Raw genomic sequence first — 25,726 nt, 5'->3', positions numbered from 1 at the left:
TAATTTAAGTATTACAACGGGTGACGGTAATGACTCATACAATATCAATACATCAAGTGGTGCTGGAGATATAAATCTTACTTCTGGAAATGGTAGTGATACGTATAACGTAATAGATAACTCTGGCAATTTGAATATTACATCAGGTGACGGTAATGACTCATACAATATCAATACATCAAGTGGCGTAGGAGATATAAATCTTACTTCTGGAAATGGTAGTAATACGTACAATGTTACAGATAACTCTGGCAATTTGAATATTACATCAGGTGACGGTAATGACTCATACAATATCAATACATCAAGTGGCGCTGGAGATATAAATCTTACTTCTGGAAATGGTAGTAATACGTTCAATGTTACAGATAACTCTGGTAATTTGAATATCGTAACTGGTAGTGGTAATGATACCTTCTACATAAATACTGCTAGTGGTGTTGGGCAAGTAAATATTACCGTTGGCGATGGAAACGATATATTTAACTTTAATTCTAGTGCGAATTTAAATGTGAGTTTGGTAGATACTCATTCAGGAAATGATTTGTTTAATATTTCTCAAAATAGTCATATAGATATTAATAATTTTTCTACAACAAATCATGATCAGTTATCTTTGGCAAACATAATATCTGGTTCAGTAGATACTGGACATGTTCAAAATTGGATAGAAATTGTAGACAATGGTAATGGTGGAAATAGTAAAAACTCTGGCTCCTATGAATTGTTTGTAAATGAAAATCATAATTGGGTTGATATAGCCACTCTTAATTTGGATAGCAATGCTAATTCTAATAAGCCTAATTTTTATTATGATTCACAAAACCATACTATTCACTATGAATCCACGACATCATCCTCATCCGATGTTCATTTGAGTATTACGCCAAAAAATCATGATTAAAAAATATGTTGATTTTATTTTGGATAAGTCTGAAATTATTAGGTGTATGTTATTCATATAAGTCCTTTATCATTGAATTTTAAAAACTGTTATATTATTAAGAGTTTTAAGTATATAAATATATAACTAAGCTTATATGTTGTTAGGCTAGGAAGAAAAGAGAATTGAAAATATAAACTTTTAATAAAGTAGAATATGTGAATATGAGCATCTTCATACAAAATGATTTAGAATTTAATTGATTAATTTAATTTTTATTAATTAACAATTTTTTATAGCAATTTATGAACTGGTTTTGTATGAATTTACTATTTAGCACACAGTTGTTAGAGATTTGGTTGATTATTATTTTATAGCTTGATGAACTAATGTTTTCAAACAATTGAAGACTCTCTACTTTACTATATATGTAATTATCGTCGTAACCTATTAGATTGTACCTTTTAGCATCCAAGCGAGAAAGCCAACTTATATTATTAGGATCAGTTTCTTCCATTTTTTTTAAAAGTGAAGTATCTATATTCATTTCTTTTAGGTAAGAATTAATTCTTTTATATATTATCAAACTATAATCAGAAGATGCTTTTGACAAATATACTGGTATATTTTTTTTTGATTTTACATCATAACTATTTATAGAAAATCTGTGTATTCCTAAGCTTAATTCTGGCGCGTCTCTAACTACACCACTAGCGAATATCAGAACGCAAGCGCTCGCACATTTTTTAGTAACAAAAATTTGAGCGTTAAAGTTACGTAAAATTTTACCCATTTTCATTGCAATATCAACATCACCGCCTGGGCTATCGAGAAACACAATAAGACCAGCGGGTATTGCACTAAAATCATTTGATAAATTAAGTTTTAAAAATCTCTGATATAAAGTTTCATCAATACTACCGCTGATAGTAATAATTTTTATTTGAACAGAGTTCGCATTCAGTGTGTATAGTGAAAGTAATAGAGTAAACAAAATTAAAAAAATTTTATTTATCATTGGTTATCTCAATTAATAGCTTACTTAAGATCGATATGTCGCCATTTAATACATATTTTTTTAAATTTGTTGAGTGTTTTTTGGTTTTATAATCTGAAATTGAGTCACATTCATGTAGTAGTTTTAATGTTGCGTTTATGTATTCACTAACTGTATTTGTTATTGTCCAATCAGGGAACCCAATTCGTCTAAATAATCCTTCGTCAATGTGTTCATGAACTTGTTCGCCAGTTTTGCAAATACCAATTTTTTCTACTAAAACTGTATCTATGAGTCCATTAGTATTTCCAAACGGAAAGGGATTAATAAATAAGTCAGAATCAGCAATTTTTGACAGATAGTCAGAATAACTTTGTTGTCCATGGATAATATAACTGCAATTAAGTAATGTATTAAAAACTTTACTTATATATTTGTGTGAAATTCCTCTTACGTTACCTATAAGGAAATTAAAATTAATTTTTTTTACTGATTTTTTACTAATTTCATTACATGTATTTAAAAATACATAATTAATTTTCATGGACGTAGCACAAACTGTTATATTTTTATTTTTTAAATTAGTTTTATTTCTTTTAAATAGAAATTTCTCATTGAAATCTGGGGGATATCTATAAGGCATAGCATTTTTCGGTAAACGGAGAAGTTTCTCTGAAAACACTTCTTCTTTCCCAATAAAATCTTCCTCAACTACAACATAATCAATATGTGAGGAAAAGGTTGTTGCGGGATGTCCTAAACCTATAAATTGAAATTTAGCAATTCTTAGATTTGATAACCAGACTGTTAATGGAAACATGCCAACACTTGGCATATAAATAAAAATTGGATTCTCTTGTAAAGCCAAACCTTTTATAAACTTTATTTGGTTTAGTACTGTCGTTTTAGGTATTGATATATATTTATTAAAAGATTTAATGGTTGTTTTATCAACCATTTCTGAATAACCGATTCCAATAACCTCAAATTTATCTTTTAAGCCTTCGATGGATTTTGAATGTGTTCTATAAATAGAATGTGAGCTTGTGAACCATTCAACAATTACGAAAATTTTTCTTTTATTTGAATTAGTGAAATTTTGAATATCAGTAATGTTGTTTTTATGTAATAGGTTAAGAATAATTTTATTAATTATTTTTTTTACCCCATGTTTTTTTGGAGTAAAAGCGTAACTACAATGCATATAAACATCATGTAAAATAGATTGAGGTATTAAATCAATATTAAAATTTTCTTCATGTTTTGAATCCAAATACTCAAGAATTTTTTCTCTTTTTAAAAAACCCTCCTTAGTGATAATTATTCTATTACTGAGTATAGAGAAACACCAGGATAGGGTTAATTCTTTATTAATAAGCCATAGCTCATCTAAAGAAAAATCATGACTAGAATCTGGAAAACATAATAAAAGTATTGAATAAAATTGTTCTTTTTTTATAGATATTGAGTTGGTATTTTTTTTTGTGATTAAATTTATTAAATGATCTGCATTTTTTAAATCACTTGCACCATATAATATTGCAAGCCATCTTTGTAGTGATAGCAGTTGAATTTTTTGATTATTTGTTATGAAATCTGTTTCTGATATGAATAAATAGTTTAAACTTCCTAAAATTCTTGAAATAATGTAATTTTGTATTAAATCTTTATTTGGTAAATTTAACTTAATAGAAGTATTTACTATTGGCCAGTTGCCATGTGTTTTATCAAAATTCGATAATAAATCTATTAAAATACTAACAGCAGTACTTTTATTGTAAATACAGTCATGTTCAAATTGTTCAATATTGAAAGTATCCATATTTTTAATTTGATTCTGGATTGAAAATTATTTCTTTTAAAATTTCCGCCACTTTTTTATTTTTAAGAATTATTCTGTTTTCATCAGTATCTACTAAATTTGTGTTTTTTAGCTCATCAATCGAATCACTTATGTTACTCAGATAAACAATTCTTTTATGTGCAAGTCGATAAAGTATTTCAAGTGACTTGGCTGTTAAGGATGAAATTATCCTAGATAGTTCTGAATGGTAGTGTTGAATATTCTTATTATACTGATTAATTTTAAAAGAATAGGATTTGGTATTATCCCATTCGTTGTTTTGAAATTCAAAATATTTTATTTTTATTTTGCCTTTTATATTTATATTAATTTCAGACATAATCAAACAAAAACCCAAACTCTTGTCATCTTTAATATCAATATTTTCTAATATTTTATTGGCTTCATATTCTGAGTTGAAGCCTACTAAATTAAGGATTAATTTATTTGTTTTATTTATTGCTTTTAAAAGGAATATAACCTTTTCTTTTTCTGATAATTCTGCTTTTTTAATTATTGAAATTACTGAACTATTTTCTATGATTTTATTATTAAGAAGTATCTGACCTAATAATGATTTATAAAATAATTCTTCATTTTTAAAATGTGGAAGTGATATACGAAGAGCAATTAAATTTTCATTATTTGAGATATTTTGAATCAAATCTTGAATTAATACAATTTCCGTATGATCAAGACAAAATATTTTGATTTGTAAATATTGGGTTGTTTTTATTTTTTCAAAAAGTATAGATACGTAATTATAGTAATTATGATTTTTGTATTTAGTTACGTCGTTTGTTAGATCTCTATATATAGTTCTATCTTTATCGTTAGTGATTTTTTGTTCTGAATAATAAAAAAGTGACTTGGTAAATTGATAGGTAATTTCATTTACAGAAATTTGATAAAGTTTTGATAATTTTGCTAATTTTATAGAATTCTCAATAGATTCTGTTTTAAATACTATATTTTTATCTTCAAGATAAACTTCTGGTAATGTAACTATTCCGAATTTTATTGGAATAGTAATATTGTTTTTCGACCATCTAGTAAGATATTGAGCTGCAATTACTGATCTATGACAGTCATCAGAGTGATCTTGCGGAAAACCAAATAGCATCACAATACCTACTCCTGGTATTGTTATTAGATTTCCATCAAATATTGAACATATTGTTTCAGCTTCACTTTTGAGTTGGTTTATTTGGTTATTTATTTTTATTATTGATGAAGTATTTTTGTCTATTTTTTCTAATTCTGGTACAAGCGATAATGACGAAATTAGCCTCCATGTAAATTTGTTATTTAAGACTTTGGTTTTCGGATTTTTAGTTACACTATCAGAGCTTGTTAAGCTATTTTGATACTTTATTAAAGCTTGAGTCCTGTTTTTTACATTTAGTTTTTTATATAGTTGAAATAGATGTTGTTTAACAGTACCCTCAGAAATTGTTAAAGTATTACCAATTTCAAAATTGGATTTTCCTTCCTTGATCAGGTTTAATATTTGCACTTGTCTTTTAGAGAGTTTCATATTATCTCTCCTTCATGCCTTCTTTAAAGGCAATATATATAGGACGAAGCACATATTCCAATACGGTTTGATTGTAAGTAACTATATCAGCCTGCAATGTCATACCAGGCTGTATAGGTAATTGTCTTGTTTTATCTCCAAGGTATTTTATTGGTACTGTTGCATAACATAAAAAGTAGGGAAGGTTTGTTTTGTCATCGATACTACTATATGCAGAGACAACTGAAATTTTTCCATTAATTACTCCATAACGCATAAAATCATACGTATCAAGTTTGAGCCTTACATTTTGTCCAACATTAATATGTCCAATATCATTGGTTGAAACATGGAGTTCAGCACGCAATGTGTCGTTTGAGGGTACTACATTCATCACAGTAGCGCCTGGCGGTATTACTCCCCCAATGGTTCTATATTTTAGATCCTGTACAATTCCATTTGAAGGAGATCTTATTTCAGTACGTGACAACCGATCTTCTAGTTTATTAATTTCAAATACTGTGCTTTCATAATCACCTTCTGTTTGTGCTAAAGATTTTTCTGCATCTAGTGAGCTTGTTTTGGGAACAAGATTTTGTTTTGCAAGTGTTGATCTTATATTGGCTAGCTCACTTAAGTACTTAACCTCGCTTTTTAATTTTTCACTTTTTGCTTTTAATGATTCTAAATCTGATTTGGCCGCAGTATCGTCCAGTAAAATTAACATGTCTCCTTTCTTTACAATGCTTCCTTCATCCACAAATATTTTGTTTATTCTTCCGCCATCTTGATGTTGTATCACTTGTACCGAGTCGCTTGGTACAATTTTTCCAATAGCTTTGGCTACTACATCAAGTCTTGCAAATGATGCCCAAATAATCGTAACTAAAATTAAGAATGAAATAAATAAGATTGTTCCTCTTAAATAGAATGGAGAAATAGCTTCTTCCAGTAAGATGCTTTTAGCTAGATAGTTTTCAGAATCATTGCCAAATATAATCTTTTTAATATTATTTCTTTTTTTCATGATTAGGCAGCCGGTTGTACTTTTAATAGAGCTTCTGGTGAGCCTGCAGCACGGATATATCCTTGTTGCATTACGATTAACGTATCTGCTAGACGCATGTGGCTTGGTCTATGTGTGATAAATATTACGGTTTTTCTTCCTTTGAAATAACTAATAGTTTCTATAAATTTATTATTACCAATTTCATCCAATCCAGCACCGGGTTCATCAAAGAGCATGATGGGTGCATCGGTTATATATGCTCTTGCTAATATTAGTTTTTGTCTTAAACTTGCTGGTAACTGTTCAGAGGTATTGTCTCCAATTCTGTAATTAAGACCATTAGGCAGTTTTTCTACTTGTTCTAATGCTCCAGCCCACTCTAAAACTTGTTTGATTTCATAATCAGTCGCATCAGGTTTTGCTAGACGTAGATTTTGACTTATTGTGGCTCTAAAAAATTGAGTATCTTGAGGAGCGTATCCAAAAAATCTTCTGAGTTCCAGAGGATCAAGTTGTCTGATATCTACACCATCGATAAGTATAGCTCCAGCTTGAGGTGGATACATTCCTAACAATAGTTTTAAAATTGTGGATTTTCCACCCCCGTTGGGCCCTGAAATTGCAACAACTTCTCCAGGTTTTACTGTGAAATCTGCTCCAATAAGTGCGGGATCAACATTTAAAGAATATCTAAAGGAAACGCGTGAGAATTGTACTTGTCCTTTTAAATCACGTGATATTGGCGATGTGGTTGTCTCAAATCGTTCTGCTTGTATATTCATCAGTGATTCAAGTTGTTTCCCAGCAGTTTTAATTCGGTCTATTCTTGGCATATTTACAAATAGAATTTGTAAAGGATTTAATACGCGCCACATAAAAAACATAGAAGCAACTAATACGCCTGGACCAAGGGTCTTATCTAAAGTATATGGAACTGTAATAGTGATGATAGAAAGACCTGATACCATCATAATAAGATAAGATAAACCTACTAGTGTGGCAGAAAGCTTTTCTGTTTTATAAGCAGATATTGTTGCTTCAGCAGAAATTTCCTTAAAACGTTTAAACCAAATGAAATCGCCTCCAGATTCTTTTATCGATCTCATTTTAGTAATCATTTCAATTGTGAATTGGTTTCTTTTAGTAGAATTTATACCACTTTCAAAAACAAGTTTTGAGCTGTAGGGCTCTAATGTCCAATATAATATAAAATAAGTTAATACAGTCACTACCAGAACAATCAATGCATAGTGATTAATTATTCCAAGAGCAATAGCTACGACTATTGTCGCAGGTATTTCTAACATGGTACTTGCTAGTGGACCGGTAAAAAGATCTCTTATTGCTTCAAAACCACTGATACGAGCTAATTGCGAGCCAACCGAGGCTCTTTCGCTTAGTATTGGTGATAAGCTAAAAATATGCCTGATTATTGCTGTGCCAAATAAATATTCTATTCTAGCTGCAATGTAAGATAGTATTTTAGCCCTGTGAACAATCAATATGGTTGAGCTTAAAAGAGCGAGTAATACTCCGAAAGCCAAATTGAATAAAATACCTATTGAACCTGCAGGAATAATATTATTATAAATGCTCATCATAAATAATGAACTAACGACTAGTACTAATCCAGATAATATTGAAGAAATTCCTGAATAAAGAATTAATGATCTAAATCTTAATGTTGATGTTTTAATCCATGTTGAGAATTTATTATTACTGTCAACTAATTTATTTTTTGTGAAAAAGTAAGCAATACCTGATTCGTCATAATTTGTAAGAATTTCAAAGCCTGAATTTATATTACGTTTTATTTTGATTTTGTTATCGTTAATCTCATAGATCACATAGGCTTCATTACTATTAGTAATGAATAAACAGGGAGTTTGTCTGCCATCTATTTCACTTATATTGCAATTGATTTTGTGTGGTAAAAACCCTAGTTGCGCCATTGAATTTTCGAACATAGGGATTGTGAAACTATCTTGAAAGTAGGGCAGAGATTCTACTAATTCTCTTGCAGACCTTCTCCAACCAAGTGCCTTTAATAATTCGGGTAACGAACTTGAAAGTGAGTTTGATTTTCTAAAAGTTGATTGAATTGATAAATCTATTCTTTTCCAATCTTCTATCGTGATTGGTTGGTGTATGGTTTCATTTGAAAACAAATGAGAGTTAACTATATTAGATACATTACTATCATTTTGATTAACCTTGCCTGGAATCAATTTTCCATTTATCAAGGTATAGTGAATATCAGCTAAGTTTTGAATAGACGGACGTTGTGTGACTATGATAATTGATTTTGTTTTTTTAGCAGATTGTAAATATTCTATTACTAGTTTTTCTCCTTCAGCATCAATAGATGAAGTTGCATCATCAAATAAGATTATTTCAGGATCATTGGTTAAACCTTTTACTAGAGATATTCTCTGACGAAAGCCAGGAGGCATCCCTTCAACAGCAGTATCTCCAACTTTGGAATCCCATCCTTTTGGAAGTTTTGAAACAAACTCACCTAATTTTAAAGTATTTGCTTTTTCTAGTGCGATACCAATTTTTTTATCGTCATAAAGACTTATGTTTTCTATTAATGTTCCTTCAAATAGTTGTGATCTCTGTGGTAAGTAACTAATAATATTTTGAAGGTTTGTAGCACCAATATTCTCAAGTGGTATGTTCTCGTATGTTACTGTTCCCGATGTAGGTTTGATTAATCCTGCAATTATCTGCATTAAGGTTGTTCTTCCACTTCCAGTAACACCATGTATACAGATTGTTTCCCCGTATGATATTTTTAACGAGATATTTTCAAAGATGGGTTTATCTGATTTTGGAAATATATAAGAAATATTTTTAAGTTCTAGTTGACCATGTAATACCTCTGGTTTAACTAGATCTAATGAATTAGGTAATGGCTTTTTACTTAATACTTGGTTTAACTCATCTCGCATTATTTTTTCTTGCTTATGTTTTGTCCATATACCTCCCAATCGTTGTATAGGTGAAATCGATCGACCACTAAGTAATAAGCACGCGGCTAAATCGCCAGTAGTCATCTTGGTTGTTATGACAAAATATGCGCCTAATGTAATAACGAGCATATTAAGTAGAGGGGAAAAAACTGTTCCAAGATTTAAAGCAATATCCATAGCAAAAGATAGGTTTTGCATACTTTTGGCACTTGTTTCTTGTAATTTTTCATAGCGTCTTAACATTAAAATTTCCATACCCATAGATTTTAATGTATGAATGTTTCCAAGAGTTTCTGCTAAAAAATTGGTTCTTCGTAAATCAATTTGGTTTTTGTCTTTTACTGTTTGATCATATTTAAAATTTGTTTTCCAAACTACAATGAAAAATATAAGATAGCCAAATAACACTAATAGCCCCATATAAACATTTATCAAAGCCATTACTAAAATATATAAAAATGTAAAGGGTACATCTATTAAGTTTTGAAACGTTTGGCCCGAGTAATAGGATTTTAAAGATTGAACTGCTTTGTAATATTCATTATGTACACCTATCCCTACCATTTCAAAATCATGGAGAGGCATTGCTAATAATCTTGATGTGATTGCAGTCATAGCTCTATGTTCAAATCTAGCTGCAATCCAAGATGAAATATGTGAACGAATAATTTTAATTAAAGACTCAAAGACTACTGCAATGATTGTCCCCGACATTAAAATTTTGAGTGTTTCTAAAGAACCATTAGCTAAGATACGATCATATACTTGTAACATGATCAGAGGAGTTGCTAATGCTAATATTGAAATAATTAAACTAGATAAAATAATCCAGACTCTGTCTTCTTTAAGAGGTGACATAGTATCTAGTATTAAAGTTGTTGGATTGTTTTTTGTATTGTTTTTTTTCATTGACTACTTCCAACAACATTTTTGTTTTTTAATGTACAGGTGTCGTTTTTAGATGTTAATCCACCACCTAATGCCTTGAATAAATTAACTGTAGATCTTAATTGATCAAATCTTGATTTGGCTTCGGCATCCTGCGAATTAAACACATCTCGTTGTACTACTTGTAATGAAACATAATCCATTGCACCTGATTGGTAAACTAGTGTGCTGAGTTTTAAAAGATTCTTTGTTTTATTTAAAGCTTTTTCTAGCTCCGCTCTCTCAATTGAGGTGATTTTGATCGCAGCTAAAGCATCTTGTACATCACGAAGTGCATTAATTATTGTGTTCGAATATTGAGCAATGAGTTCTCTGTTTTTCGCTTTTTCTAAATCAAGTTGATTTACCAGTTTTCCCCCGTCAAAAACTGTAGCAAAAGCGTTTATTGAAAATGAATACAACAAACTGTATGGACTCATGATTTGTGTAAGATTTTGTGATGCTTGACCATATTCATCTGTTAGGCTGAATGTCGGTAATAAGTTAGCTCTAGCAGCCTTAACATTTTCATTACTTGACTTTAATTGATACTCAATAAGTCTGATATCAGGACGGCGACATAATAAATCTGAAGGTATACCTAATTTTATTTTAGGAGGAATAATTCCCTGAAGTGTGTCTTTTTTTATATTGATATTATCAACAGATGTACCTAAAAGAATTGCCAAGTGATCTTCAGCTGTTTGTTTTTGTAGTTCTAGTGTAGCGATGGCGTTTTCTACTAAAACTATAGTAACCTCTTGTTGCTGAAGTTCAAGTTCTGTTGCTTCACCTGATTTTAATCTTGTTTGGATAGCTTGTTGAACACTATTGGCAATTTTTAAGTTATTGTTTGCAATTAAAATTCTTTCTCTTAATGAGAGAACCTCAAAATAGGTGGTTACAACATCTGATATTAAAGTAAGGGCTACCACATCCCTATTTTCTTTACTGGCTTTTAACAGTTCTAAGGCTGAATTTCTTTGGTAATGAAGTTTATTCCATAAATCTACTTCGTATGTAGCTCTAAACCCAAACTCATAAACATTTAGATTGTTATAATTTGAAAGAGATGTTGCTGTACCTGCACCTAGAGCAGGACCGCTTGTGGTTTCTCCAGCAAAAATTCCAATTGTAGGCATTAAATATGATTTTGCAATATTGGCATTTTTTTCAGCCTGATCAATTCTCGTAATCGCAATTTGTAGATCAAAATTTTTAGAAATAGCAGTTTCGACTAAATCATTTAATTCTGTTGAATTAAACTCTTTCCACCATAAGTCTTTCATTTTTGGAAACTTAGGGTTTGTTTGAACGATTTTATCGTCTTCTGATGGGGTTACTGTTAATTTACTCTCGTAGGTTTGATCTTTGTAAACTCTAGGTACCCATTGGACAAAATCATCGGGATTATCATTCTTTTTAAAGGCGTAAGCAAACGGAGTTGTACTATTACAACCGGTCAACATTACTATCTCTAAAAGTGAAATAAATAAGAAAAACTTTTTTTGCATTGCACCAAATAAAAAAAATGATATTAATTATGACATTATCAACTAAAAGTTATAAATTTAAAATAAACTTACTGTTCTAAGATTAGATCTGTAATTGATTAGTTCATAAGTTTTCTTTCTTATACCAATAGTTCTAACTGAAATTAATATAAATTTTGAAGTAATGAATTTTAACTAATTGATTTTATTGATTTTTTAAACAAAAATAATAAATTTTAATTAATAATAGATGACTTCAGATAAATGCTGATTTTTGTTGTAATTTTACAACGCATTATACTGTCTAAATTTTATTTACTTGTATATCTTTACAGTCTAAATGTAATAGTTGTAAATTCAAGTAAGTTATTTTTGAAAAAATTAATTTATGATTACAAGTAAACAGTTACTTGAATTAACAGGTATTTCAAGGGCTACTCTCAATAACTACATTTCACTTGGCTTTATTCCTAAGCCTCAAGTTATGTCGCCATTAGAAAACAATAATAGTTCAACAAAAAGAATAGGTTTTTTCCAAGATGAAGTTATAGAACGTATAAATGAAATAAAACATTTAAAAAAAAATGGACTCGGAATATCTGAACTTATAAATTATTTCAAAACAAAAGGATTATTAGTTTATAAAAATGAGGAAAAAATCCATATAGATACTGTTAATAATGTCACCATGTCGTTAGACAGTATAAATTGTCCAAGTTTAATGATTAATTATAACTTTGAGGTTGTTTGGTTAAACGACTCTGTTAAAAAACTTATATGGAACAATAAGTTAAAATTAGATGATAATACAAAATTAAGAAATATTTTCGATGTAATTAGCCAGGCAAATTTTTTTTTAAAAGAAGATACATATTTAAGCTTAATTGAATTATTTGTTTTTTTGGCAAAAACAAAATACAACAAGTCTCAAATAGAGTCAACTATTGTAAGTAAAACAAGTACTATTCTAAATATAATTTCAAATGCTTACGATAAAGATAGTGATTTTGATTCGGTGAGAGGGGTTTTACTGAAAGAAATTTTCATTGAAACTAATGAGAGTACTTCTAATATTTATAATATTGCAATTACTACTTTTCGTGAAGGTATTTTATTAGTATTTGTACCTATTGCTGAGTATTCAGATTCTATAATTAATTACCTTAGCCGCCGTGATCTCGTTATCAAAGAGTTATTGAAAAATAAAATCCCTACATTAACTTCTTTTGCTGTATTAGTGACAGACTTGCAGTCATCTACAAGAATTTGTGCAGAATTACCCGCAAATGAATATTTTGAATTAATTAATGAAATTTGGACATCATTAGACCCTATATTTAGACAGTTTTACGGTACCCATGGGAAGCATGTAGGAGATGGTTTAGTTTATTATTTCTTTCCCAAACCCGACTCCTCATATACGTTCAATGCAGTTCAGTGTGCAATGATGATTAAGAATGAGATGAGGAAAATTAATGAACGATGGAAGATAAAAAAGGGTTGGCTTAGAGACCTTTATTTAAATACGTCTATTCATGAAGGACAAGAATGGTTGGGTACATTTCAGACTTCAACTTCTATCGAATTCACGGTATTAGGTGATACTATAAATCAGGCTTCAAGAATTTGTGATTTTGCTAGATTTGGAGCAATATGGGCTAGTAAAAAATTAATGAGTCAATTAACTTTTGATGAGTTAAGTAAAGTACATTATGGTGTTTATAGGTTAAACAATCAAAATCAGCAAACTTTCATAAGTAATACTTACGCTCAAGTAGACACTTTAATTGATCTAAACACCCCAAAACACGACAAGTTAAAAGAGATAGCAACGTTAAGTATTACGGAAATACAATCAATCAGTTTATAAATCACCTTATACAGATTTAAATTAATACATAAAACTATAAGATAAAAATTGAGTGAAGGTAAATTATTTTAGGGTTTTCTTATAATAAAAGAGATAGTCAATTTGATTACTTAGAAACAGAAATCAGTTTTTATTATTAAAATAACTTCCTTCAAGTAAATAGCATTCATGTGATTTGAAAAAACCCATCAATTTCTCTGAATTGATACCTCCAATAATTAAGTTTGTGCTCACCATTTTTGCTAATTGTATAAATAGTATTAGAGAATGTATACTTTTCTCATTGGTGTAATCTTGTTGTTTTATATGTTTTTCAGAAATTTTTATTGCAAATAAGGGAACAGAGTTAATCGTCATTATCGTTATGGAGCTTTGTTCAAAATTATCTAGAATTATTTTTACTCCTAATTTACTGATATGCATAATGACAGGTAATAATAAATCCTGATTTTCATGAAATTCTTCATTACATATTGAAATGGCAAGTTTTGATGTGTTTAAAGAATAAATATTAATTAAATCTTCTAAGAAATTTCTAAATTCTGGATGCAATAAGCTTTTAGATGATAATTCAACTGAATAAATTACAGGCTCTTCATGAGGAGTGTTTGAAATTTTTCTAATTACTTGTTCCAGTAACCACTTCTGGATATCAATAATAATACCATTTTGTTTTGCTACATCATAAAAATCGTCAATAGTTATTAATTCATTAATATTTCGCTGCCAAAATAATTTAGTTTCAAGCAAATAAATTGAGTTATTTAGAGTGTTTATTACTGGTGTAAATGTAAAGTTAAATTTACTATTTACGATTGAATTTTGTAAATCTAATTCCAGTTTAGACCTTTTTGTGATTGTTTCTTGCATTTGTTTATCATAAAAGCGTATCTCGTTTCTTCCGATACTTTTTGATTCATACATAGCAAAATCGGCTTCTTTAATAATTTCTTCAGTATTGTTTTTTTGCTTTGAAAAAATACTAATTCCAATACTACAAGTTGAAAATATATCTTTTCCTTTTAGCTTGAATGGTTTGGTGAAGGATTTTTTAATGTGTTCAGCAACAATTTTTGTACTATTAATAGAGTCTATAACCGTATTTCCAGTATTTTCAATTAGAATGACAAACTCATCTCCACCAATTCTCGCTATCGTGTCAACTTCTCTAACAGTATTTTTAAATCTATTTTTAATTTGAATTAGTAAGTCGTCACCTGCATCATGACCTAGAGTATCATTAACATCTTTAAATTTATCTAAATCAATAAACATTAAAGCACTATAACAATTTAAACGATTATTCATTGCAAACGTCTGTTTAATTCTTTCGTTCAACATTCTCCTGTTTGGAAGTCCAGTTAACATATCTGTTAAAGCCATATTTTTGATATGTTCCTCATTAATTTTTCTGACGTCATCATTCCATAATATGCCATGTATTGCAGTTGGAATACCTTTTGAGTTTTTAATTAGCATTCCATGTGAAGATATATGGTGTACGGATTTATCTCTCCAAATTACTCTGAAATCAATATAGTATTTAGTACCATGCTTTTTTGATTGTTCAATCATTGTTAAATATTTACTTTTGTCATCCGGATGAATGATAGCCAATAACTCTTTTTCAGTTCCTTTGAATTGATCTTTATTAATATCTAATATTTGATATGTAGTGTCGTCATAGACCCGCAAGTTAGTCAGTAAATCTATTTTCCATGTACCCATTTGACCGGAATCAAGTGCAAATCTTAATTCTTTCTCAGAGTTTTTAAGTGCAATATTAATTCTATTTTTTCTTTCAATATAAAATATGAGTAAAGTACTCAGAAGAGAAGCTATAAATAAAATGATATAAAATTTGGTATTGTTTTTTCTTAAAATATCTTCTTTATTTGCTTTAAATACTAAAAGCCAGTTTCTTTCTCCAATATTTAGGCTTTTTTCAATTTTAAATAGATTCTGATCTTTAATATTTGTTTTGTTTAATATTGATGAATTAATGTTTTCATTTGACTGATATAAGAGTTCTTTTTTGTTTGTGTCTGTATTGTCATATAAACATAAAGACACATATTTAGGATTAATTTTATAAATTGCTCTACTAATTAGATCACCAATACGTAACACTACTAATGAAAAGCCTAATAAATCAGTTTTCCCTTGAGTTAGCGCATTTTTCTTATAAACAGGATAAAAGATTAATATACCAGTCTGAGTTTTCTGCTCTTGAACTAATTTAATACCTGCAGTTGCAATAATACTGTGACTATATTCTGATTTATTTAATGCTTTGCTTCTTTTGGGATTAGAATCCAAGCTAAAACCTAATGCATTTTCGTTTCCAACATATGGTTCTACATACAAGACAGGATAATAAATGGGTCTTTGAATATCAGTCTCTATTTTATTTTGATTTTTTCTGGTGAATCTAAAATTTGGTGAATTTTTTTTACCGATTGCTTCGTACAAAGGTCTCTCTTTATCATAAACCTTTGGAACCCATTCTAAGGCTTGAATTTCAGGGGTGTGAGAAATTAAATGTGTACTATAGTTTTTAAATTGAATATTAGATAAAGTGGGGTTAGAGTCAAAGGTACTTCCTAATAATTCGACATCGAGTAAACTATCGCTTATGTTTTTTTCAATTGAGAAGTAATCTTTATTGCTAATACTTTGAAAAGTATAATAAGCTTCATTAAGTTGATTGCGTTCTTCTTTTTGATATACAAAGAAAAGTATAGTTACAGTAACTATCAATACCAGAATACTAGGTAATGTTAATTTCATCTTAGAACTTTCTTTGTTGTACAGTTAGATAAATTTTTAAAATTGATTTGAATAAATTTTTAGTTACTTAAGTAAAGTAAATGATCAATTTTAAGATCTGTTAGTATTATTGAAAATTATAATTAATGACTCAAATCATAAAACAATATAAAGAAATAAATAAATAAGTCTATAGTAAGTCTGCAAAAAGATAAGTAGTCTTACTTCCTGCATTATATCAGATAAGTAATAATAAAATCTCTGTTTATGTTAATGATTAATATATGTTTTTCTTTATAAAATGACGTAATAAGGTATTTATTGATTTTATAAGCGTTTTAGTTACTGGTATTGTTACATTTTATTGGAATAATAGATATTTAACTTTACAAGAGCAGAATATGATTTAATTTTATTGTAAATTTAGATAAATTTGTTAATAAGGCATTATTCTAAATCTTGGTTAATTAATATCTTGTACTAAAGATAGTAACGTATCTACAACTATTGAGTCATATAAAATCCCTTTACCTTTTATTAGTTCTTCAAGGGCTTTTTCATGGCCAACTTTTTGTCTATAAGGTCTATTAGTAGCCATAGATTCATATACATCAGCCACAGCAATTATTTTAGCTTCAATGAGTATATCTCCTGAATGTTTTCCTTCAGGGTAGCCACTACCATTTAATCGTTCATGGTGTTGATAAACGATATCTGCAATAGGCCAGGGAAAGCTAATATTTTTTAAAATATTGTAACCTGCATTTACATGAGATTTTAAAATGTCTCTTTCTTCGTTTGAAATTTTCCCCGATTTATTCAAAAGTTCTTGTGGAACAGTGATTTTACCAATATCGTGCAATAAAGCAGATATTTTGATTGCCATTATTGTATCTTTATCTAAGTTTAATTTTTTCGCAATGTCGATAGCAATGTTTGAGACTCTACTTTCATGCCCCACTGTATATTGATCGTGAAATTCGTTTATTGTAGATATGAGGTTAACAATTTCAAGAAATAATTTATCTTGCTTTGCATTTTGCAGTTCATTTTCAAGAATATACCAGGATTCATTTGCTAATAATTTGGCTGTTTCAAGATCTAAATCTGTATACTTTTCTTCCTTATTTAATACTCCAAAGTATGTGACCATATCTTTGGATTCTACCATTGGAACAATTATAATTCTTTCGTTCTTGGAGTTTTGAAAATGTATATTTTGTTCTTTTTTATAAGTTTTAAGTTCATTGATTATTATTGCATTATCTTCGATTGTAAAATTTTTAATTAATGAGAATTCTTTCAAAAATTCATCACTTTCGTGGTTTCTAATAGTATCCCTTTGTTTAATATAATCAAGATAATAATCAAATTGATTGTTTGATTTATTATGAATTACTATAAATGCGGATTTACTCTTAGTTAATGTAATAAATTTTTCTTTTATATAGTTTATAAACAATTCAATATTATTAAATTCTTTTTTCTTTTTTGATAGTTCTAATACTAGTTGGTCACGTTTTGTTTTAAAAAGTAATGTTTCTTCTATTAATTGTTTGTGTGATAACTCTTTTATTAAAGTTAATGCATTAATAGAAAAAAAGTCATACATTGATAATATAATTTTAATTAATATTTCTTTTTCACTATTTGTTTTCTTATCAGCATTAATTTTGGCTTCTTCAATTGTAAGCCCACACTGTATTCCATATACTATATATGACAACTCTCTATCATGTTCTAGTATATGTTCAACTAGCCAGTTTGTGAGATAACCCAATAAATCGTTGATTATGTTTTCAGTTGGAGTATTGTCAGCATGAAGTTTTATAGCGTTAATTTTTTCAATAAATCTATCATGTGATTTTTTATGTAAGATCGCACTACTGTCGTTTTTTAAATACTTTTCCCACAGTGATTCCTCTGTTTTAAAATGATATTGGGTGTAATCAACTAATTTTTCAATAATGTCTTGTAATTCTGGTAGTTTTGAATTAAATGAGACATGTGTGGCGACTTCATTAAGAATTCCAACTAATTTTTCATGTTGTTTATCTATTTCTTCAATACCAATTTTAAAATATTCATTCCAAGGAAAAATATCAACAGATTTTTTTGTGTTTATAGGTTTCTTGGTATTTATCAATTGATTTTTATACATGTTTAAATCGCAATTAATATTTAAGATATGTAAGAGTTGATGATAACAATTTTTGCTAATAGGCTTAATTTAGTTAGCATCATTGCTCGTTCTATTACACATTTATTCTTTTTTCGATAAACTTTATAACTCATTATTAAGAATGTTTTAGAGGTTAATCTATTTTTAACTATAATAAACTAGTTATCTTGAAAATAATGAAATTTTTAGAATTTAGTGCTTTTCCTTTAACCTTTGACACTTTTTAATTTGTTTGTTAATTCTAAACGTATTAAGGATACTACTGATTCCCAATCATCATGCTTAGGTTGTCTAAATAATCTTACAGTTGGATACCAAGGCGAGTCATATCTATTTAGTAACCAACGAAAATCAGGAAAATAAGTGATCATTAGCCATACAGGCTTACCCATAGCTCCTGCTAAGTGTGCGACGCTTGTGTCCACACAAATTATAAGATCAAGACTTTCTATTAATGCAGCTGTATCTGAAAAATCCTTAAGCTCATGCTGATGTTGATGAATCTCTGGATATTGTTTAAGTAATTCAATATCAGATTCACGATACTCTTTTTGTAGCGAGTGCCATTCAATAGGTAATTTTAAAAGAGGAGTTAGTCGATTAAATGGAATACTTCTTTTTATATCATTATTATTTAATTTACTACCTGACCATACCAAACCCACTTTAAGTCGTTTATTATTATTTTTATCTTCCCAATATTTGGTTTTACTTTTAATTGAATATAAATAAGGATTTTTTGATGGAATTGTCTCAATAGTTGTCTTGAAAACATGTGGCAAACTCATAAGAGGGCAATAAGCATCAAAATTTGGTATTGGCTTTCCTTTGATAATTACAGTCATAGGACAATCTAGAGTGGCGATGACTGGTGCTAACGATGAAGGAACTAAAAAATTTATATTAGCTCCTAGCTCTTTTACTAGTGGTAAATAACGGCAAAATTGAATCGTATCACCAAATCCTTGTTCGTGATAAATCAATATTGTCTTTCCGTTAATATTCTCCTTACCTTTCCAATTAATTTTTTCCTTAGGGAAAGTGTAATAATTAGCTTTTAATTCATCTTTTTGAAATCGCCATTCGTATAACTCCCAACCTTGTAAATAGTAACCATATAAAAGTAGCAATAATGATTTGTTCCAGTTTGCTTTAATTGTATTAGGTTTGATATTTATAATATTGTTATAGTTTTCAAGAGCATTATCAAAAATTAAGTTTTTGTGAAACAAAACACCTTTATTAAAATATGCGTCTATATAGTCCCGTTTGAATTCTATAGCTTTGTCAAAATTATGGAGTGCCTCTTTTTCACGATTAATATCTTGATATACTGTACCTAAATTGTTATAAGCTGAAGAGAAGTTTGGTTTATAGTTAATCGCTTTTTGATAATCTATTATCGCTTCTTTAAATCGTTTTAGCCTAGCAAGTACTACTCCACGATTGTTATGTAACTCTGCACGATTTGGTTTTAATTTTATTATCTCATCGTAGTGAGCTAACGCTTCATCCAACCGATTAAGATTTATCAGTAAATTACCTTTGTTTTTATATGGATCTAAATTTTTTGGCTTGAGTTCAATCGCTTTATTAAAGTTATTGAGAGCCTCTTCGTTACAATTAAGACTAGAAAGAACCACACCCATGTTGTTATAAGCGTCTGCATAATCTGGCTTATACTCAATTGTCTTTGCATAATAGGTTAAAGCTTCTTCGAATCGTCCAATCTCTCTAAATATGTTGCCACAGTTGTAATGCGCGATAATATAATCTGGTTGTAGTGCTATTACTTTGTTATAACTAATAATCGCTTCTTCTAATCGATTGAGTAGTTTGAGTGTATTAGCTCGGTGAAAAATTGCTTCAACATAATTTGGTTTAAGTTCAATCGCTTTGTCATAACTCGCGAGTGCTTCATCTAATCGTTTTAGATCTTTAAGAGTATTACCACGATTATCATAAGCTTCAAAATAATTAGATTTGATTGTAATTGCTTTATCGTAAGAATTTAGTGCGTTATAAAATTGCTTTTGTGCATAATAAGCAACACCTAAATTATTATAAGCAGCAGCATTATTAGGGTTTATAGATAAGGACTTTTTCAGATATTCAACAGACCTGGATAAGTCATTAACTTGATTAAAGGCTGTACCTAATAGATATAATAAATTATCGTCTAAAGGGTTATTTTTTAAAATACTTAAATAAGCATTAATTGCATCTATAAAATGACCTGATTGGTGTAATTCATAGGCTTGCTTAAAATTCTGTTCCATTTTTTTTTAATATAAAACACGATAATCAAAAAACATCAATCTGTAACCTACGGTGAAAACTTACATTTAATAATATTAATATAAATAGCATAACTTACTTTTTAAAGTTAATCTCTCACTCAAATTAATTATGTTTTAATTGTTACATATTATCGATACGACTCTTATATAATTATATTTTTGTAATTAATTCCTTAAATTATGATTGTAAGACCTCGTCTAAATTGGTTCAGGATGTTGTTTGTAATTCGAGGTTCTGTCTTACCTAGAATACTTTTTCAATTAATAATAATGGCATTAATTTCAACAGCAGTCACATTTTCACAAGGTGACTTGTTTGGTTGGAAAGTAGGGCTTAATTTTGTTCCATTTACACTTATTGGTGTGGCGCTTGCTATATTTTTAGGTTTTCGTAACACGGCTAGTTATGATCGTTATTGGGAAGCCAGAAAAATTTGGGGATCTATTCTTAATGTAACCAGATCTTTGGCTAGACAGCATTTAATCTGGATTAAGAATAAGGAGAAAAATCAAATATTTGTGTATCATTTAATTGCTTTTGTTCATGGCCTACGCCATCAATTAAGGGGTACTAATGAAACTAATGAGTTAGAGCCTTTAATTAACAAGGAACTGTATACCAAACTAAAAGAAGCCCATTTTCGGCCAAATTTAATTTTATTGACATTGGGTGAAATGTTGGCGGATTCAGTAGAAAGAAAAATAATACACCCACAGCTAGCGGCTAATATTGATCAAAGCCTTAACCAATTAACTGCTGATCTTGGCGGTTGCGAGCGTATTGCAAACACTCCTATACCTTTTACTTATTCTGTAATTATTCATCGAACAGTTTATATCTATTGTTTTTTACTACCATTTGCACTTGTTAGTAGCATAGGTATACTAACACCGTTGGTAGTAACGTTTGTTGCTTACACTTTTCTTGCTTTAGATGCGCTCAATGATGAATTAGAGGATCCTTTTGGGTCAATGCCAAATGATTTACCTTTGGAGTCTCTTTCAAATGGTATCGAAATCAGTTTACGTGAAATGCTTGGAGAAACGGTTCTTCCAAAACCAATATGGCCTGAGAATTACGTTTTACACTAACTAAACAAATTTTGAATTAGATTTCTATCGATAATTTAACAATATGTAACATTTGAACAAAAAACTTATTGTTAGATTATCGGTACTAATAGAGTATATGTTTAAGTAAATTGTTATTAGTTGTCTACTGAATTCATAATTTAACTGATCTTGTCTTTACAACTTATATTTATAGGTGAAGTTATGACAAAAAAACTCATACTATGTTTAATAACTCTCGGACTTTTGTTTAGCTATAGTGCTTTTGCAGATGGTTGGCGAGGTGGTGAGGGCTGGCGCGGTGGCGAGGGCTGGCGCGGTGGCGAGGGTTGGGGTGGTGGAGAGGGTGGTTTTGAGGGTGCGGTAGGTGTGGGTGCTGCTGTGTTAGGTGGTTTGGTTGGCGGTATGTTGGCACAACAACCAGTTTACGCAGCTCCAGTAGCGCCAGCTCCTGTATATGCTCCTCCACCAGGATATTCTTATCCAGCTCCTCCAGGCTATGTTCAACAGCCAACTTATGCTTACCCTGTACAACCAGCTTATGTACAGCCAGTATATCCAGCGCCAAGTTATGGTGGATATTATGGTGATGATGATTGATTTATTTCAGTAATACATAATTGGTAAGCTAGATTTGGTTCAATAACCAAAGTTGAAATTCACTACAACTAAAACCACGAAATATAATTGTGGTGCCGGGAAGAGGACTCGAACCTCCACAGTGTTGCCACCGCCAGGACCTGAACCTGGTGCGTCTACCAATTCCGCCATCTCGGCTTAATCGTTATTATTTCATATTATTGTGAGATAATCTAAACATAATAAAAAAATAAGTACATCATTTTAAAAGGCACCTAAATTTTGTCAAACAATAAATCGATTTTAAGATCACAAGATCCTTTTTTAGATCGTGAGAAAAATCAATATGACTCCCCTTTACCTAGTAGAGAGTTTATTCTGCAAATTCTCGAAAAAGAAGGGGTTCCTATAACTGTTGAAAAAATAGAGAGAATGTTATCTATCAAGTCTCATGAACGAGACCTGTTTGCAAAACGTTTGCGTGCGATGGAGCGTGACGGACAGCTCATGAGAAATCGCAAAAATGCTTTATGTTTGCCAGAAAAAATTGATTTAATCCCAGCTCGTATTGAAGGTCATCCAGAAGGATATGGTTTTGCAATTCGTGATGATGGTGGCGGGGATATTTTCATAGGTGCTCGTGAGATGCATAAAGTACTGCATGGTGATCGAGTAATGGTGAGAACCATAGGCCTTGATAACCGTGGACGCCCAGAGGGTGCAGTGGTAGAAGTCCTGCAGCATGTTAACTCACGTTTAGTGGCGAGACTTCACGAGAATCAAGGTGTGCTCTTTGCCGTAGCAGAAAACAGACGCATAAATCAAGATTTATTGGTTGCACCAGGTCAAACTAACGGTGCCAGACCTGGTCAGGTAGTGATGATAGAAATCATGTCACAACCTAGCCGTAATTCTGAGCCTATTGCCAAAGTTGTTGAAATTATTGGTAATTATTTAGATCCAGGTATGGAAATAGAGATTGCTCTTAGAAAACATGAATTACCTTATGTGTTTTCTAAAGAAGTTGAGGAACAAACTCATGCTCTTCCAGATTCGTTAAGAAATACTGACTATCACGATCGTGAAGATATCCGACATTTACCATTAGTAACTATTGATGGGGAGACGGCAAAAGATTTTGATGATGCTGTTTACGCTGAAAAACTTACTCATGGTGGTTACAGATTGATTGTTGCCATCGCTGATGTATCTCACTATGTTAGAGAAGGTGATGCCCTGGACAAGGAAGCCTTTGAGAGGGGTAATAGTGTTTATTTTCCTCGACGAGTGATTCCCATGTTGCCTGAAAAATTAAGTAACGGGTTATGTTCGCTTAATCCCGAAGTGGATCGATTATGTATGGTGTGTGATATGACGTTGTCCCATGAAGGCACTATTAAGGACTATCGTTTTTATCCCGGTGTTATGCATTCAAAAGCACGATTAACTTACACAGAAGTAGCTCAAGCCTTGTTGGCTCCTCAGCGTGTTGATAATAAATTACGTTCATTGTTACCTCATTTACAGGATTTAGAGTCTGTTTACCGCTTATTTTTATCATTAAGAGAGAATAGAGGAGCGATTGATTTCTCTAGTAGTGAAACAAGAATGATTTTTGATGATAGAGGTAAGATAGAAACAATTCAGCCAGTGGAAAGGAATGAAGCTCATCGTATTATTGAAGAGTGCATGTTAGCGGCAAATGTCTGTGCAGCTAATTATTTGTTAAACCATCAACAATCTACTTTGTTTAGAATTCATCCACCACCAACAGTGGAAAGATTAAAAGCGTTAAGAGACTTTTTAGGTGAATTTGGCTTACATTTAGCTGGTGGGGATAAGCCAAAAGCTAAAGATTACGCTGAATTATTAAAAAAAATACAACAACGACCTGATCAGCATCTTTTAGAAACGGTATTGTTAAGATCTCTTCAGCAGGCTATGTATAGTCCAGATAATGAGGGTCATTTTGGACTGGCTTATGAAGCTTATACACACTTTACCTCTCCTATTAGGCGTTATCCTGATCTATTAGTACATCGTGCCATAAGGGCTGTATTGAAAGGAGATAAATCTAAGTCTGATAACTTAACTGCAATTGGTGAACATTGTTCACTTACAGAAAGACGAGCCGACGAAGCAACACGTGATGTGGAGTCTTGGTTGAAATGTTTTTACATGAAAGACAGAGTAGGTGAAGAGTTTAATGGTACGGTGAGCTCAGTAACAAGTTTTGGGTTATTTGTAGCCCTAGATGATGTATTTGTAGAAGGTTTGGTTCATATTTCAGAATTAGGTGCTGATTATTATCGTTACGATGCAAATAGACATCAATTATTAGGTGAACGAACTGGAATGCGATATCGATTAGGTGATCGTGTATTGGTACAATTAGTTCGTGTTGATATGGAAAATAATAAAATTGATTTTGTATTGAAAACACACCGTTCAAAAAATGCAAGAAAGAAAAAAACTTCATGAAGAAAACAGCTATTATTTACGGCTTTCATGCTATTAAAAGTCGATTAAGGCATTATCCTGATACGCTACAAGAAATTTATGTTGACCAAGAAAGGCATGATCAACGAATGCAAGACATCAAAGCCCTTTTGGAAGAAAAGAGCATTGAATTTAAGCATGTTGATGTACAACGCTTACATGGTCTAACGGGTACAAGAAGGCATCAAGGGATTGTTGCCATTGCTAGTGCTGTACCTTTAATAAATGATATTGATCATTTAGTAGATACTTACCAGAATAACTTATTACTTCTTGTGTTAGATGGCATACAAGACCCCCATAATCTAGGTGCGTGTCTACGTGTAGCAGATGCAATGGGGGTTCATGCCATTATTGCCCCCAAAGACAGATCAGTTGCTCTATCTCCTACTGTAGCAAAGGTTGCATCAGGGGCGATGGATATGGTGCCCTATATTCCAGTGACTAACTTAGCAAGAACACTAAGAGATCTAAAAGATCAACAGGTATGGGTTATTGGAACAGATGATCAAGCAAAAGACGATATTATGAACGCAAGTTTCAGTCAACCACTGGCATGGGTGCTTGGGGCTGAAGGCGAAGGATTACGTCGTTTGACACGTGAAACGTGCGATCAATTAGTGAGAATTCCTATGTTTGGCTCGGTAGAATCATTGAATGTCTCTGTTGCTGCTGGGGTATGTTTATATGAGACTAAAAGACGCGAAAAGAGTGTTGTCTAGACAAATTTGCTAACTATATGATTTTTAGTTAAAATAAAGAGCTTTTCTCAACCTTGCTAGCTTTTATTGCCACAAAGCTGGCTTTGCCAAT

Annotated in this window: 14 protein-coding genes, 1 tRNA gene and 1 pseudogene; 6 read left to right on the top strand and 10 right to left on the bottom strand. The window is 30.7% G+C overall.

The annotated features are described in order from the left end of the window. Positions 1–904: pseudogene (locus tag FV185_RS09675) on the top strand (hypothetical protein); the annotation flags it as partial. A gap of 247 nt (positions 905–1,151) precedes the next feature. Here the strand turns inward: FV185_RS09675 and FV185_RS04665 are convergent. The 6 genes from FV185_RS04665 to FV185_RS04640 are packed head-to-tail and all read right to left on the bottom strand — an operon-like array spanning position 1,152 to position 11,664. Next, positions 1,152–1,901, bottom strand: a complete 750-nt coding sequence (locus tag FV185_RS04665; RefSeq protein ID WP_067494111.1) for a hypothetical protein — start codon at positions 1,899–1,901, stop codon at positions 1,152–1,154. Continuing rightward, positions 1,891–3,702: a hypothetical protein gene (locus tag FV185_RS04660; RefSeq protein ID WP_067494108.1), complete on the bottom strand. Its 1,812-nt coding sequence runs from the start codon at positions 3,700–3,702 to the stop codon at positions 1,891–1,893. The genes FV185_RS04665 and FV185_RS04660 overlap by 11 nt, the downstream gene beginning before the upstream one ends. 4 nt (positions 3,703–3,706) lie before the next feature. Beyond that, positions 3,707–5,260, bottom strand: a complete 1,554-nt coding sequence (locus FV185_RS04655) for a response regulator transcription factor (RefSeq protein WP_067494105.1) — start codon at positions 5,258–5,260, stop codon at positions 3,707–3,709. Between the two features lies 1 nt (position 5,261). Further along, positions 5,262–6,266: an HlyD family efflux transporter periplasmic adaptor subunit gene (locus FV185_RS04650; protein WP_067494103.1), complete on the bottom strand. Its 1,005-nt coding sequence runs from the start codon at positions 6,264–6,266 to the stop codon at positions 5,262–5,264. Positions 6,267–6,268: 2 nt separating this feature from the next. Then, on the bottom strand, positions 6,269–10,132 hold the full coding sequence (locus FV185_RS04645) for a peptidase domain-containing ABC transporter (RefSeq protein ID WP_067494100.1): 3,864 nt from the start codon (positions 10,130–10,132) through the stop codon (positions 6,269–6,271). Then, the gene (locus FV185_RS04640) at positions 10,129–11,664 is read right to left on the bottom strand and encodes an efflux transporter outer membrane subunit (RefSeq protein WP_082787023.1); all 1,536 of its coding nucleotides are present in this window, start codon (positions 11,662–11,664) and stop codon (positions 10,129–10,131) included. Before FV185_RS04640 ends, FV185_RS04645 begins: the two co-directional genes overlap by 4 nt. Before the next feature lie 367 nt (positions 11,665–12,031). On the opposite strand from FV185_RS04640, the gene FV185_RS04635 reads away from it, so the two are divergent. Then, on the top strand, positions 12,032–13,513 hold the full coding sequence (locus tag FV185_RS04635; protein ID WP_067494090.1) for an adenylate/guanylate cyclase domain-containing protein: 1,482 nt from the start codon (positions 12,032–12,034) through the stop codon (positions 13,511–13,513). Positions 13,514–13,636: 123 nt separating this feature from the next. On the opposite strand, the gene FV185_RS04630 is transcribed toward FV185_RS04635, so the two are convergent. From FV185_RS04630 to FV185_RS04620, 3 genes are all read right to left on the bottom strand, one after another. After that, positions 13,637–16,303, bottom strand: a complete 2,667-nt coding sequence (locus tag FV185_RS04630) for a diguanylate cyclase domain-containing protein (protein ID WP_067494087.1) — start codon at positions 16,301–16,303, stop codon at positions 13,637–13,639. A gap of 442 nt (positions 16,304–16,745) precedes the next feature. After that, the gene (locus FV185_RS04625; RefSeq protein ID WP_067494084.1) at positions 16,746–18,443 is read right to left on the bottom strand and encodes a bacteriohemerythrin; all 1,698 of its coding nucleotides are present in this window, start codon (positions 18,441–18,443) and stop codon (positions 16,746–16,748) included. 227 nt (positions 18,444–18,670) lie between these two features. Further along, positions 18,671–20,743, bottom strand: a complete 2,073-nt coding sequence (locus FV185_RS04620) for a tetratricopeptide repeat protein (RefSeq protein ID WP_067494082.1) — start codon at positions 20,741–20,743, stop codon at positions 18,671–18,673. A gap of 201 nt (positions 20,744–20,944) precedes the next feature. Between FV185_RS04620 and FV185_RS04615 the strand changes: the two genes are divergently transcribed. Together FV185_RS04615 and FV185_RS04610 are read left to right on the top strand one after the other, a co-directional pair. After that, complete coding sequence (locus FV185_RS04615) at positions 20,945–21,856, top strand: bestrophin family protein (protein ID WP_067494079.1); 912 nt, start codon at positions 20,945–20,947, stop codon at positions 21,854–21,856. Between the two features lie 183 nt (positions 21,857–22,039). Continuing rightward, a complete protein-coding gene (locus FV185_RS04610; protein WP_067494076.1) occupies positions 22,040–22,435 on the top strand; it encodes a hypothetical protein in 396 nt (131 codons plus the stop codon). 90 nt (positions 22,436–22,525) lie between these two features. On the opposite strand, the gene FV185_RS04605 is transcribed toward FV185_RS04610, so the two are convergent. After that, a tRNA-Leu gene (locus FV185_RS04605) sits at positions 22,526–22,612 on the bottom strand. 84 nt (positions 22,613–22,696) lie between these two features. Here FV185_RS04605 and rnr point away from each other — a divergent pair. Both rnr and rlmB read left to right on the top strand, forming a co-directional pair. Further along, positions 22,697–24,895 carry a ribonuclease R gene (rnr, locus tag FV185_RS04600; RefSeq protein WP_067494073.1) on the top strand — a complete coding sequence of 733 codons (2,199 nt, stop codon included), beginning with the start codon at positions 22,697–22,699 and terminating at the stop codon, positions 24,893–24,895. Beyond that, a complete protein-coding gene (rlmB, locus tag FV185_RS04595) occupies positions 24,892–25,635 on the top strand; it encodes a 23S rRNA (guanosine(2251)-2'-O)-methyltransferase RlmB (protein ID WP_067494070.1) in 744 nt (247 codons plus the stop codon). The genes rnr and rlmB overlap by 4 nt, the downstream gene beginning before the upstream one ends. The last annotated feature ends 91 nt before the right edge of the window (positions 25,636–25,726 follow it).

Origin of the sequence: Ferrovum sp. PN-J185, assembly GCF_001581925.1 — a bacterium.
Classification (GTDB): Bacteria; Pseudomonadota; Gammaproteobacteria; order Burkholderiales; family Ferrovaceae; genus PN-J185.
Note: the sequence above shows the minus strand (reverse complement) of the source record. Positions and strands in the feature narration are given on the sequence as shown.